Source organism: Rhodoferax sp. RT5P35 (assembly GCF_056521385.1).
This window is the reverse complement of the sequence record NZ_JBWMAX010000011.1, coordinates 143,482-155,782: the sequence shown is the minus strand read 5'-3', so window position 1 is coordinate 155,782 and position 12,301 is coordinate 143,482. Positions and strand designations below refer to the sequence as shown.

At 62.4% G+C, this 12,301-nt stretch carries 11 protein-coding genes; 1 reads left to right on the top strand and 10 read right to left on the bottom strand.

What is annotated here, in order from left to right:
• Window positions 1-178: 178 nt before the first annotated feature.
• The 9 genes from xylB to AC097L_RS17765 all read right to left on the bottom strand — a co-directional run bounded on the left by xylB (window position 179) and on the right by AC097L_RS17765 (window position 11,021).
• Window positions 179-1,639, bottom strand: coding sequence for a xylulokinase (xylB, locus tag AC097L_RS17805; protein ID WP_479587874.1), 1,461 nt, complete (start codon window positions 1,637-1,639; stop codon window positions 179-181).
• 87 nt (window positions 1,640-1,726) lie between these two features.
• Entirely contained in the window at window positions 1,727-2,653 is a 927-nt protein-coding gene (locus tag AC097L_RS17800; RefSeq protein ID WP_479587873.1) for an AraC family transcriptional regulator, read from the bottom strand.
• Between the two features lie 79 nt (window positions 2,654-2,732).
• On the bottom strand, window positions 2,733-4,145 hold the full coding sequence (gene dalD / locus AC097L_RS17795; RefSeq protein WP_479587872.1) for a D-arabinitol 4-dehydrogenase: 1,413 nt from the start codon (window positions 4,143-4,145) through the stop codon (window positions 2,733-2,735).
• A 36-nt stretch (window positions 4,146-4,181) separates the two neighbouring features.
• Window positions 4,182-5,225, bottom strand: coding sequence for an ABC transporter ATP-binding protein (locus AC097L_RS17790; RefSeq protein ID WP_479587871.1), 1,044 nt, complete (start codon window positions 5,223-5,225; stop codon window positions 4,182-4,184).
• Between the two features lie 153 nt (window positions 5,226-5,378).
• A complete protein-coding gene (locus tag AC097L_RS17785; protein WP_479587903.1) occupies window positions 5,379-6,191 on the bottom strand; it encodes a carbohydrate ABC transporter permease in 813 nt (270 codons plus the stop codon).
• Between the two features lie 17 nt (window positions 6,192-6,208).
• On the bottom strand, window positions 6,209-7,066 hold the full coding sequence (locus AC097L_RS17780) for a carbohydrate ABC transporter permease (RefSeq protein ID WP_479587870.1): 858 nt from the start codon (window positions 7,064-7,066) through the stop codon (window positions 6,209-6,211).
• A 219-nt stretch (window positions 7,067-7,285) separates the two neighbouring features.
• A complete protein-coding gene (locus AC097L_RS17775) occupies window positions 7,286-8,596 on the bottom strand; it encodes an ABC transporter substrate-binding protein (protein WP_479587869.1) in 1,311 nt (436 codons plus the stop codon).
• A 416-nt stretch (window positions 8,597-9,012) separates the two neighbouring features.
• Window positions 9,013-9,885 carry an SHOCT domain-containing protein gene (locus AC097L_RS17770; protein ID WP_479587868.1) on the bottom strand — a complete coding sequence of 291 codons (873 nt, stop codon included), beginning with the start codon at window positions 9,883-9,885 and terminating at the stop codon, window positions 9,013-9,015.
• A gap of 92 nt (window positions 9,886-9,977) precedes the next feature.
• The gene (locus AC097L_RS17765) at window positions 9,978-11,021 is read right to left on the bottom strand and encodes a histone deacetylase family protein (protein WP_479587867.1); all 1,044 of its coding nucleotides are present in this window, start codon (window positions 11,019-11,021) and stop codon (window positions 9,978-9,980) included.
• A 120-nt stretch (window positions 11,022-11,141) separates the two neighbouring features.
• On the opposite strand from AC097L_RS17765, the gene AC097L_RS17760 reads away from it, so the two are divergent.
• A complete protein-coding gene (locus AC097L_RS17760; protein ID WP_479587866.1) occupies window positions 11,142-11,636 on the top strand; it encodes an Lrp/AsnC family transcriptional regulator in 495 nt (164 codons plus the stop codon).
• Between the two features lie 83 nt (window positions 11,637-11,719).
• Here the strand turns inward: AC097L_RS17760 and AC097L_RS17755 are convergent, their stop codons facing one another.
• Complete coding sequence (locus AC097L_RS17755; protein ID WP_479587865.1) at window positions 11,720-12,298, bottom strand: histidine phosphatase family protein; 579 nt, start codon at window positions 12,296-12,298, stop codon at window positions 11,720-11,722.
• Window positions 12,299-12,301 lie beyond the last annotated feature (3 nt).

Sequence of the window (12,301 nt, the reverse complement as noted above, 5' to 3'; positions counted from 1 at the left end):
TATAAATTAAATAGCTACTTGCGCATATGGAACCTGCGCTAACGGCCTAAAAAGCACATAACCAACGCAGCGACACCCCTTCCAGAGATTCCGCGGAACTGGCTTTGCCAGGCCGCTGGAATCGCCCCCTACAAGGGCGTGGGCGAAAAATGCGCAGCACTGCAGCCTGGGGGTGCCGCTACCCAGGGAAACTGCTGCGCAGGGTTTGGTACAGCGCCCGGAAACGCTGGTAACGGGCCACCTCGGCAGCCACCTGCGCCACCGGCTCGAATCGCTGAGCTATGGGCGGGCTCAGGCAGACATCGGCCTCCATACCGCCATCGGCCAGCCAGGCCAAACGTGCTGCACCCAGCGCCCCGCCGGTGGCACCGCCCTCTTGCGTCACCAGCGGCACGCCCAGGGTGTTGGCCAGCTCCTGCGACCACCAGGCGCTGCGGGCACCGCCGCCGACCACCGACAGCGCAGCTATGGGCTGGTCGGTGGCCAGGGTACGCCAACCGTCGCACAGGCCGAAGTTCACACCCTCGACCACGGCGTAGGCTAGTGCCGAGGCATCATGGCTATGGGTCAGGCCGAACAGCACGCCCTGTGCGTTGGGGTTGTTGTGCGGCGAGCGTTCGCCGGACAGGTAGGGCAAAAACAGCGGTGCGTTGGCGCGGGCGGTGGGCGACACCTGGGCAGCCGCCGCCAGCAGCGTGGCTTCGTTGTCAAAACGCAGCAGCTTGGTGGCCCAGCTCACCGCGCTGGCGGCAGACAGCATCACCGACATCTGGTGCCAGCGGTTGGGCAGTGCGTGGCAAAAGGCGTGTACCGCCTGGGCCGGGTTGGGCCGAAAGGTGTCGGTGGCCAAAAACACCACGCCCGAGGTACCCAGCGACACAAAACCCTGGCCCGGCGACACCACGCCCATGCCCACGGCGCTGGCGGCGTTGTCGCCCCCGCCACCGGCGACTGGTAGACCGGCACGCAGGCCCCAGCGGGTCGCGATGTGGGCCGACAAACCAGCGGACACTTCGCTGCCTTCGACCACGCGGGGCATGTGCGACGCGTCTAATCCACAGGCGGCCAGCAGCTTGGGCGACCAGGCGCGTGCGCCCACGTCCAGCCATAGGGTGCCAGAGGCATCGGAGCAATCGGTGACGGCCTCGCCGGTCAGCAGCAGGCGCAGATAGTCCTTGGGCAGCAACACGCGGGCGGTTTGCTGGAATATTTCGGGCTCATGCTCACGCAGCCACCACAGCTTGGGCGCAGTAAAGCCGGGCATGGCCAGGTTGCCGGTGATGGCGGCCACGTCGGGCACGGCTTCGGTCAGGGCCACGCAGGCCGCGCCGCTGCGGCCATCGTTCCACAGAATCGCCGGGCGCAGCACCTTGTCTTGCGCGTCCAGCAGCACCGCGCCGTGCATTTGGCCCGACAGGCCAATGGCCCGCACGGCAGACAGATCGGCACGGTGGCTAGCCGCCAGCTGGTCCATCACCGATTCCAGCGCGCGCCACCAGCTGTGCGGGTCTTGCTCGGACCACAGGGGCTGGGGCTGCTGCACGCTGAGCTGCGCATGCGCCACGGCCACCACGCGGTGGTCATCGGCCAGCAACAGGGCTTTGAGTTCGGAGGTGCCGAGGTCGAGTCCTAAATACATGGGTTTCTTTTCAGAGTAGATGGGGATGGGTGCAAGCCTCCACCTCAACCCTCCCCCGGAAGGGAAGGGGGTAAAGCGGGGCAAAGGTTAGTTCTTGTTTCCAAATCTCGCTTCGGCCTGGCGGCGGAAGTCTTTGGGGGTCATGCCTTTGATTTGCATGAAGCGGCGGTTGAAATTGGCAACGTTATTGAAGCCCACGTCGTAACAGACGTTGTTGATGTAGCGGTCGGTTTCCATCAGCAACTGGCAGGCACGGTTGATACGCAGGCGGTTCACAAAGTCGGTAAAGGTGTTGCCGGTGGCTTTGCGAAAGTAGCGGGAGAACTGGCTCTCCGTCATGCCCACACGCTCCGATACCTCGCCCATGGTGAACTGCTCGGCGCTGTGCTCGGTGAGGTAGCTGACGATGCCGCTGATTTGCGCCAGCGAGGCATCGTCGTCAAAGCTTTGCATCTGCACGGTGGACAGCAGCCGGTAATCTGTGCAGCGGGCCAAGCGGTCCAGCAGCATCAGGAATTCGCCATACCGGGCCATACCGTGGCTGTTTTTGATGCGCACCAGGGCATCGCGGGCGACCTCGCTCATGTCGAAGAATTCAATGCCGTGGCGGGCCCGCTCCAGCAGAGGCAACACGCTGTGCAGTTCGCCCACTTCGGCCCCGGCCTGGCGCAGCGGGGTTTCGGAAAACTGCAACACCATGTCGCGCAGGTGGACCACTTCGTCCGAGCCGTCGCTGCTGATCCAGTTGTGCGGCAGGCGCGGGCCGGTCAGCACCAAATTACCAGGTTCGAAGTGGCCGATGTAGTCGCCCACAAACAGCTTGCCCCGGGTCTCGACGATGAGGTGCAACTCACACTCTTCGTGCTGGTGCCAGCGCACCAGGGGCGTAGGAATACCGTGCTCTAAATAGCGCAGGCTGCCGGGCATTTCCAGCGGCTCGTAGCCCAGTGTCAAATGGCGGCCCAGGTCGTGTTCCAGCTCTGGTTCGCGGTCCCGTTGTCGCAGGCTGGCCATGGTGATCTCCTTGTGAACCGGTGACACTACCACCATCCCTTATCCCTTACACAGGCAGGGAGGGTGGTGGTCAGCCAGCTCAAGCTTTCAATATGAACTGGTCAACCTGGGCACTGGCTTTTTGCAGTGCAGCGACCAGGCGCGGATCGTCCGCCAGCTCGGCCCAGAACGGCACGTTGCCCGCCAGCGCCACCACCGGGTCGGCGGCATCGCACATGGCATGTGCCACGGCGGGGTCCATCGCCTGGTCCTGGTAGATATACGACAGCTCGCCCCGATGCCAACGCTGCAGAAACGCCAGGAACAGCGCGGGCAGCATGGCCACCGCGTCGATGCTGCGGCCCTGGGCCAGGCACTCGCGCACCGTAGGGGCGATGAAGCCAGGCATCTTGGAGAAACCGTCTGCCGCCACGCGCTGGTTGGTATCCAGAATGGCGGCATTGCCAAAGCGGTCCAGCACCACATCACGGTAGTTCGGCAGATCCAGCGGGCAGGGGTGCTCAGGCGTGTCCAGGCAAGGAATCACGTCGGTGGTGACATAGTCATACGCTATTTTGCGGATCACTGGGTCGTGCGTACCCTCGTGGATGTAGGTATAGCCCGCCAAGGTACCGGCCCAGGCGATGCAGCTGTGGGTGGCGTTGAGCAGGCGGATCTTGGCCTCTTCAAACGCCGCCACCGACTCCACCATCTGCACACCCACGGCCTCCCAGGCGGGGCGGCCATTACAGAAGTTGTCTTCAATCACCCACTGGATGAAGGACTCGCCCATGATGGAAGCACCATCGTCCCAGCCGGTGGCGGCCAGCACGCGGCCCCGCAGCTCTGGCGCAGGGCGCGGCGTGATGCGGTCTACCATGGCGTTGGGGCACGTGGTATTGGCCAGCACCCAGGCGTGCAAGGCGGTGTCGCCCACCAACTGGATGAAGGACAGCAGTCCCTTGCGCACGCGGTCGCCGTTGTGGCGCAGGTTGTCGCAGTTCAACAGCGTGACCTTGCCGCCGCCGCCGGCCATGCGCACACGCAGGATGGCAGTGAGTGCGGCGTAGATGCAGCTGCCGGGCTGGCCTTGCTTGGCGCGCTCCAGGTCGGCGGCCAGGTCGGGGGAGCCCAGGTCGAGCTGGTCGTTGGCATCCAGGTAGTAACCGGCTTCGGTAACGGTGAAAGAGATGATGCGGGTGTGGGCATCGGCCCCCACCTTAATCAGCCCGGCCAGGTCGGGCGTGTACGGCACGATCTGGCGGATGGACTCGATGCGCTCGTAGCTGCGCTCGTCGGTAGGGGTGACGGTTTCCAGCGTGTAGGCACCGCCTTGGGCGGCCAGGGCGGCCATGGTCTCGGGCATGTCGGGGCGGGTATTGCCCCCGGCCAGCGACCACTGGGTGTCGCCGGTATCGCCGAGAGCGCGCAGCTTGTGCATGTAGACGGCCTGGTGGGCGCGGTGGAACGAGCCCACGCCCAGGTGCAGCATGACGGAATGGGTAGCAGACATTCTGGGTAACTCCTAAACGTGAAAGTTACGTGAAAGTTAAGCCAGTGCGACCGTGCGGCCCGCGCTGTCAAAACAATGCAGGGTGTTCAGATCGAACTCCAGCGTCACCGGGTCGCCGATCTGCAGGCTGGTGCGCTCGGCCTGGCGCGAGATCATCTGCGTGCCCATCACGTCCACGTGGATCAGGGTGTCGGCCCCCAGGGCTTCGATCAGCTCCACCTTGCCAGGGACACCGGCGCTGCCCACGGGCAGCACACGCACACCCTCGGGGCGCACGCCGATCAGGCCGTCCTGGGGTACCCGGCCCGCAGCCTGGCCCGCCAGTGCGCCAAACTGCGACAACTGGGCGGCTTTGACGATGTTCATCGACGGCATGCCGATGAACTGCGCCACAAACTGGTTGGCGGGCTTGTCGTACAGCTCCAGCGGTGCACCCACTTGCTCGATGGCTCCGTCGCGCAGCACCACCACGCGGTCGGCCAGGGTCATGGCCTCGACCTGGTCGTGGGTGACATAGATAGTGGTGACACCCAGAGCGCGGTGCAACTTGTGGATTTCGACACGGGTCTGGCCACGCAAAGCCGCGTCAAGGTTGGACAAGGGTTCGTCAAACAGGAAGATCTTCGGGGCCCGCACGATGGCGCGGCCAATGGCGACGCGCTGGCGCTGGCCACCGGAGAGCTCCTTGGGGGTGCGCTGGAGGTAGGCGGTGAGGTTGAGCTTCTCGGCTGCCGCTTCCACCTTTTTCTTGATCTCGTCCGGGGCCACCTTGGCCAGCTTGAGGGCGAACGACATGTTGTCAAACACCGTCATGTGCGGGTACAGGGCGTAGCTTTGGAACACCATGGCCAGCTCGCGTTGGCTGGATGGCAGGTGGGTGATGTCCTTGCCATCGACGTGCAGGGTGCCGCCGTCGATGGTTTCCAGCCCGGCGATCATGCGCAGCAGGGTGGACTTGCCGCAGCCGGAGGGACCGACGAAGACGATGAATTCGTTCTTGTGGATATCGAGGTCGATACCCTTGATGGCGCGGTGCTCGCCAAAAAATTTTTCAACACCGCGGAGTTGCAGAAATGACATGATGGCATCCTTGTTGATACTGGCTAATTTCCAAAGGCAGAACGCAACGTTCCTTTCCAGAAATACCGAGGAACCGGCTTTGCCGGGCCTCTGGTATCGCCCCCTGCAAGGGGGTTGGCGAAAGACGCGTAGCGCTGTAGCCTGGGGGTGTTCTTATTTCACGGCACCGAAGGTAAGACCTTGGACGAGTTGTTTCTGGCTGAACCAGCCAAACACAATGATGGGTCCGATGGCCATCAGCGAGGCCGCCGACAGCTTGGCCCAGAACAGGCCTTCAGGGCTGGAGTACGAGGCGATCAGCGAGGCCAGCGTGCCGGCGTTGGCCGAGGTCAGGTTCAAAGCCCAGAAGGCTTCGTTCCACGACAGCACTAGGCACAGCAGGCCGGTGGAGGCAATACCGCCCATGGTCAGCGGCAGAATCACCCAGCGGAACTCTTGCCACACGGTGGCTCCGTCCAGGCGCACGGCTTCCAAAATGTCCTTGGGGACTTCCTTGAAGGCGCTGAACAGCATCCAGACCATGATGGGCAGGTTGGACAGGGTGAACACAATGACCAGGGCGGTCAGCGAGTCCAGCATGCCCACGGTCTGCGCCATCACGTACACCGGCACCAGGGCACCCACGGCGGGCATCATCTTGGTCGATAGCATCCACAGCAGGATGTCGCGGGTCCTCTTGGTGGGGAAGAAGGCCATCGAGTAGGCGGCGGGTACGGCAATCAAGATGCCCAGAATGGTCGAGCCCAGGCTGGTGATCAGCGAGTTGCGGGCAAACAGCAGGTAGTTGCTGCGCTCTTGCACTTCGGCAAAGCTGGACAGCGTGGGCGAGAAGAACAGGTGCCCGGCAATGGCCTGGCCCTCGGTCTTGAACGCGGTGATGCCGACCCAGAACAGCGGGAAGAACAGGAATAGCGCAATGCCCCAGGCAAACACGGTGCGCCACAGCGGAAAGGGTACTTTTTTCATCATGGTGGGGGTCCCGTTCAGTCCAGGTTCTTGCCAACGAGCTTGACCAGAAAGACCGAGGCGATGTTGGCCAGAATGACCGCAAACAAACCACCGGCCGAGGCCACACCCACGTCAAAGTTCATCAGCGCCTGCTTGAAGATCAAGAAGGCCAGGTTGGTGCTGTCGTTGCCGGGGCCGCCACCGGTGGTGGTGAAGATTTCAGCAAACACGCTCAGCAAGAAGATCATCTCGATCATCACCACCACGGCGATGGAGCGGCCCATGTGGGGCAGCACGAGGTAGTAGAACTTGTCCAGGCCGGTGGCACCGTCCATGCCGGCGGCATCCATTTGCTCGCGGTCCAGCGACTGCAACGAGGTGATGAAGATCAGGCAGGCAAACGGCAGCCATTGCCACGACAGCATGATGATCACCGATAGCAGCGGAAAGTCGGTCATCCAGTCGATGGGAGTGAGGCCAAAGAACTGCCACACATGGGCCATCACTCCGTAGATCGGGTTCATCATCATGTGCTTCCACAGCAGTGCGTTGACGGTGGGCATGACGAAGAAGGGCGAGATCAGCAGCACGCGCACGATGCCTTGGCCCGGGAACGGCTCGTTGACCAGCACCGCCAGGCCTATGCCCAGCACCACGGTGATCACCACCACCGAGCCCAGCAGTTGCAGGGTGTGCAGCACCGATGGCCAAAAATCGGGGTCGGACATGAAGTAGCGGAAATTCTCCAGGCCCACAAATCCGGTTTCGTCGGGCTGCATCAGGTTGTAGTGGATGACGGAGAAGTACAGCGTCATCACCAGTGGAACAATCATCCACAAAAAGAGCGTGACGATGGACGGTGCCATCAACGCGCGGGGGAGAAATCGGTTCATGGTGTAGCTTTCAAGAGCGAGCCCGCAGCCCTGGCTGCCCCAAAGGGGAGGCCATGGATGAAGCCCATTTTTCGGGTTACCTGCGGTCCAGCGGAACGAAGTTGCCAGTCTGAAAACCATCAGCCAACAACCCCGTCAGGCGTACACAGCGCAAGCCGGTCCATGGGGCAGTGGTGGCAGCAGCCGGAGCCACTGCCCTGCACACGCCCGGCCAGAGCTTTACTTTTTGTAGTAACCGCCCTTGGTCATTTCACGCTCGGCAGCGGTTTGCGAGGTCTTCAAAGCCGCATCGACCGTGACCTTGCCCGCCAAAGCCGCGCTCATTTGCTGGCCTACCGCAATGCCGATGGCCTGGAACTCAGGGATCGCAGCGTACTGCACGCCCACATACGGCGACTTGGGCAAAGTGCTGTCGTTGGGGTTGGCGCTGTTGATGGCCTTGAGCTCTTCGGTGGCGAATTTGGCCACCTTCTGGAACTCGGGGTTGGCGTAGGTGGACTTGCGGGTACCGGTAGGCACGGCGTTCCAGCCTTCTTCTTTGGCAACCAGGTTCACGTACTCTTTAGACGTAGCCCAGATGATGAACTTCTGTGCTTCAGCAGGTTTCTTGCTCGATGCAGGCACAGCCAGGTTCCACGACCACAGCCAGTTCGAGCCCTTGGGGGTTACCGCCTGGGGTGCCTGGGTGAAGGCCATTTTGTCCGCCACCTTGGACTGCTTGGGGTCGCTGACGAACGAGGCTGCAATAGTGGCATCGATCCACACGCCGCATTTGCCTTCGTTCATCAAAGCCAGGTTTTCGTTGAAGCTGTTGGCCGACGCGCCGGGAGGGCCGTACTTCTTCATCAGATCGACGTACTGGTTGATGGCATCGTGCCAAGGCTTGGTGTCGATTTGTGGCTTCCAGGCCATGTCAAACCACTGACCGCCGTAGGTGTTGACCATGGTGCTCAGGAAAGCCATGTTGTCGCCCCAGCCTGGCTTGCCGCGCAAGCACAGACCGTACACGCCCTTGGCCGGGTCGTTGATCTTGGCCACGATGTTGGCCATTTCCGCCCAGGTGGGGTTGGCAGGCATGGTCAGGCCGGCAGCCTTGACCAGGTCGGCACGGTACATGGTCATCGAGCTTTCGCCGTAGAACGGGGCGGCGTACAGTTTTCCGCCCATGGACAGGCCGTTGCGGATCGCGGGCAACATGTCGTCCACGTCATAGGCGGCATCGGTCACGATGGGGGCCAACCAGCCTTTTTTGGACCAGATCGGGGCTTCGTACAGGCCGATGGTCATCACGTCAAACTGGCCGCCCTTGGTGGCGATGTCGGTGGTGACACGCTGGCGCAGCACGGCTTCTTCCATGGTGACCCACTTGACCTTGATGTCGGGGTTCGCCGCTTCGAAGTGCTTGGTCAGCTTTTGCATGGTGATCATGTGGCCGTTGTTCACGGTGGCAATGACCAGTTCGGTGGCGGCAAATGCGCTGGCAGAAGCGAACATCGCGGTGACAAGGGCAGCGCAGTATTTCAATTTCATGGAGTGTCTCCTGAGGTTTTAGATGGATTCCGCAAGCACATGCGATGCACTTGATCGGTGCCGCTATCGTAGGAGTGCACCCGCGCAAACAACAATACCCAAAGGGCTAGTTCTTATACTTTGATGCGACAGAAGTTCAGTAAAAACCCTTATTACCTAGATAAAAGTATCTGAATGGGCGACTGAGATGCCAGGTAGCCGCACCACCCTGGCGCAGCCCCCGGTCGATGCAGTGCCGCGGGCCCCGCCGTCACAGGCGTATTTTTAAGGTTAAAAATAGGCTTTTGCGCATATATAACCTACGCAATACGCTACACATTAAGTAGCAAGAAGATGGGCTTTACAGCGCCCACAAAAAAGCCCCCGCCAGCCGTTGTACACGGCCCTGCAGGGGCTTTTAAGAGCGGGTGGGCGGTTTACAGGCGGCTCAGCAGCTCGGCTTTTTTGGTGGCGAACTCTTGCGGGGTCAGGATGCCCTTGGCCTGCAGGCTCGCCAGTTTTTCGATGCTGGCAAACACGTCGCCAGCATTGGCGGAGCCGCTGCTGTTGTTGCCGGTATTGTTGCTGTAGCTGCTGTCGTTATTGCTGTTGAAAGCCGGGGCTTGCACGGGCGCGGGGGCTGGTGCGGGCGCAGGGGCCATGCCGTTGATGCTCACCACCGGCAACTGCGACAGGTTCACATAGCCATACTGGCTGCTGAACTGGGGCGCATAGCCACTGCTTTGCTGCGACACGCCGCCGATGCTGTGGTCCAGCGTGTCGTACACGGTGACCTGGCCACCCAGGTCGATCGCCAGGCGGCGGGCCTGCGCAAAGTAGGCGTAGCGCATGTCATTTTGGCCGCCGGTGCTGTTGGGGAAACGCAGGTCCGGGCCCCACCAATCGGGCGGTGCGGGTGCAAACAGGCTGTTGCCATTGCCCGAACCATTGGAATGGTTAGAGCCGTTGAAACCGTTAGATCCGTTGTATTGGGTGCTGCCGTTCTGGCTTTGGCTCTGGAAGCTGCCGCTGCGCAGCAGGTCCGGCTGGTGGCTGATCAGGCGCGCCAGCTCGCTGCACAGGTTGTCGACCCGGCCTTTGAGGTAGCCGTTGAACATGTCGCCAATCATGGTCATGCCGCCCGACATCCACTGCCCGCCGCCGCCAAATTCTGGATGGCTGAACTGGGCCATGCTGCCGTTGCCGTTGATGACCGACTCCAGCATGGATTCCACCGCATGGGTGCTGAAACCTTGGCGTTGGGCGATGTCGCTGACGGCCTGCTGGCCTGCGGGAGAGAGTTGGCGCATAAAGTAACCTGAAAAAGTGCAAGAGTGGAAACCACTAAGCGACCCACTCTACCAGTGCAGACTTGCCATAAGGTGGCTAAAAGCCTACAGCCTCATGCCCTCTGGGCATAACCCTCCAGCACATTCACCGTGTTGGTGCCCAGCGCGTCCACTGCGTAGCCACCCTCAAACACAAACACCGTGGGCAGGCCCGCGGCCGCCAGGTCTTCGCCCACCCGGAAGTAGTCTTCGCTGCGCAGCTGAAAACCCGAGATCGGGTCGCCCTCGAAGGTGTCCAGCCCCAGCGACACCACCAGCGACTGCGCCCCGCTCTGGGCAATCCGCTGCAAGGCCAGGGCCAGTGCCTCGCGCCAGCGCGCAAAGCCGGTGCCGCGCGGCAGCGGCAGATTCAGGTTCGCCCCCAGCCCTGCGCCCTGCCCTGTCTCGTCCGCGTAGCCCAGGTAGAACGGGTATTCGGTATGCGGGTCGCCGTGCACGCTGGCAAAAAACACGTCGGCCCGGTCGTAAAAGATGGCCTGGGTGCCGTTGCCGTGGTGGTAGTCGATGTCCAGAACCGCCACCTTGGCCGCACCCGCGTCGCGCAGCGCCTGGGCGGCAATGGCGGCGTTGTTCAAAAAGCAGTAGCCGCCAAAAAAGTCGGCCCCGGCGTGGTGGCCCGGCGGGCGGCTAAGCGAAAACGCGCTGCGCGCACCGCCGCTGACCATCTGCGCGGCAGTCACCGCACAGCAGGCCCCGGCGTAGGCCGCAGCCCAGGTGCCCGAGGTCAGCGGCGTGCCCGCATCGTAAGAAAACAGCCCCATACGCGCCGAAAAGTTGGCGGGCAGCACGTCGCTGCGAAAGCTGCGCACCGGCCACACCGAGGGCAGCGCATCGCGCGTAGCATTTGCAGGGTCCAGCGCCACCCATTCGGCCCAGGCTCCGGCCAGAAAGTCCAGGTAGCGCGGACTGTGGATGCGCTCGATGGGGCCTCGCCCGCAGTCCTGCGGTGTTCGTACTTCGCCAAGCTGGCGGCGTTGCAGCTCTTGCAGCACGTCGTCGGCCCGGGCGGGCACCTCGAAGCAAGGGACCAGTTGGCCCCGGAACATTTCCAGCTTGCCCTGGTGCAGGGCGTGGTAGTGGTTATAGACGGAGATCATGCGGAGTTTCTTTCCATGCGGTGGAGCCCAAAGTATGCCGCTGCAGCGTTGGAATAGCTTTGCTTTTTACAGCTGCGCAGGGCTACCATGCGCAATGAAAACTGCATTCCAAGGCTACTTATGGGTACGACCAACTCAACACACGCACTAGACAGCACGGACCGCACTATTTTACGGCTCTTGCAAAAAGACGGCTCCCTGTCCACCCCGCAGTTGGCGGAGCAGGTCGCGCTCAGCGTCACGCCCTGCTGGCGCAGGCTCAAGCGCCTGGAAGACGCGGGCTTCATCACCGGCTACCAGGCCAACCTGGACCGCCGCAAGCTCGGGCTGGACATACTGGCCTTTGTGCAACTCACCTTCGGCGTGGTCACCGGCGCATCGGTGCAGCACTTCGAAGACACCATCCAGCAGCGCCCCGAGGTGCTGAGCTGCCACAAGGTGACCGGTCAGGCCGACTACCTGCTGCAAGTAGTGGCACCCAGCCTGGATGCTTACAGCGACTTCGTGGAAACCGTGCTGCGCAGCATGCCGGGCGTGAGCCTGATCCATTCCAGCCTGGCGCTGCGAGAGGTCAAGGCATCCAGCCAGTTACCTGTTGCCGATGCAAAAATTTAAAGAAAACAGGCCTATAGCGCATATAAAGCCTACGCCAATAGCTATTAATTAAATAGCAAAACAACATCTACCCGGCCTGGGGCTTATCCGCCGAAGCGCGTGCGCACCAACAGCTTTGCGTCGGTATCCAGCACAAAACCCTCGGCCTGCGCTGGCAGCTCTCCGCTGATGGCGGTGATGTTGACCTGGTGCGTCACCCACACCTCGAACTGCCCCGGCGGCACTGCGCGCAAGGCCTGGCGCAGGCTGGGCGTGGCATCGGTGGCCGGATAGCGGTCACCAAAGCTGGAATTCAACGCGGCCCACGGTGTGTGGCGGCCAAAGGCCAGTTGCGCCGTGTCGATGCAGCGGCACCAGGCGCTGGTCAACACCGCCCGCGGTTCTAACTGCTGGCGGCGAAACCAGGCCCCGATGCGGCCCGCTTCGGTCTGGCCGTCGGCGCTGAGGTTGCGCTGGGTGCTGCAGGTACCAAGCTGGAATTCGGGTGGATCCCCCACCCCCGGCACGGTGGAGGCATGCCGCAGTAGCACCACACAGCCGCCCGCCCGCAGCAGTGCGGCGTCATCGTCCGCGCGGGACGCGGCAGGCCAAGACGCTGCCGCGAGCAGCAGCAGGGCACCGCGCCGGTCCATGGGGTTCATTGCATTTCGTTGCGCTTGCATGTC

Excerpts from the sequence above, each read along its gene's own strand:
- AC097L_RS17755 (WP_479587865.1), bottom strand. The coding sequence starts at position 12,298 with ATGCAAGCGCAACGAAATGCAATGAACCCCATGGACCGGCGCGGTGCC.
- AC097L_RS17760 (WP_479587866.1), top strand. The coding sequence starts at position 11,142 with ATGGGTACGACCAACTCAACACACGCACTAGACAGCACGGACCGCACT.
- AC097L_RS17785 (WP_479587903.1), bottom strand. The coding sequence starts at position 6,191 with ATGAAAAAAGTACCCTTTCCGCTGTGGCGCACCGTGTTTGCCTGGGGC.
- AC097L_RS17800 (WP_479587873.1), bottom strand. The coding sequence starts at position 2,653 with ATGGCCAGCCTGCGACAACGGGACCGCGAACCAGAGCTGGAACACGAC.
- AC097L_RS17765 (WP_479587867.1), bottom strand. The coding sequence starts at position 11,021 with ATGATCTCCGTCTATAACCACTACCACGCCCTGCACCAGGGCAAGCTG.
- AC097L_RS17780 (WP_479587870.1), bottom strand. The coding sequence starts at position 7,066 with ATGAACCGATTTCTCCCCCGCGCGTTGATGGCACCGTCCATCGTCACG.
- AC097L_RS17770 (WP_479587868.1), bottom strand. The coding sequence starts at position 9,885 with ATGCGCCAACTCTCTCCCGCAGGCCAGCAGGCCGTCAGCGACATCGCC.
- dalD (WP_479587872.1), bottom strand. The coding sequence starts at position 4,145 with ATGTCTGCTACCCATTCCGTCATGCTGCACCTGGGCGTGGGCTCGTTC.
- AC097L_RS17775 (WP_479587869.1), bottom strand. The coding sequence starts at position 8,596 with ATGAAATTGAAATACTGCGCTGCCCTTGTCACCGCGATGTTCGCTTCT.
- xylB (WP_479587874.1), bottom strand. The coding sequence starts at position 1,639 with ATGTATTTAGGACTCGACCTCGGCACCTCCGAACTCAAAGCCCTGTTG.
- AC097L_RS17790 (WP_479587871.1), bottom strand. The coding sequence starts at position 5,225 with ATGTCATTTCTGCAACTCCGCGGTGTTGAAAAATTTTTTGGCGAGCAC.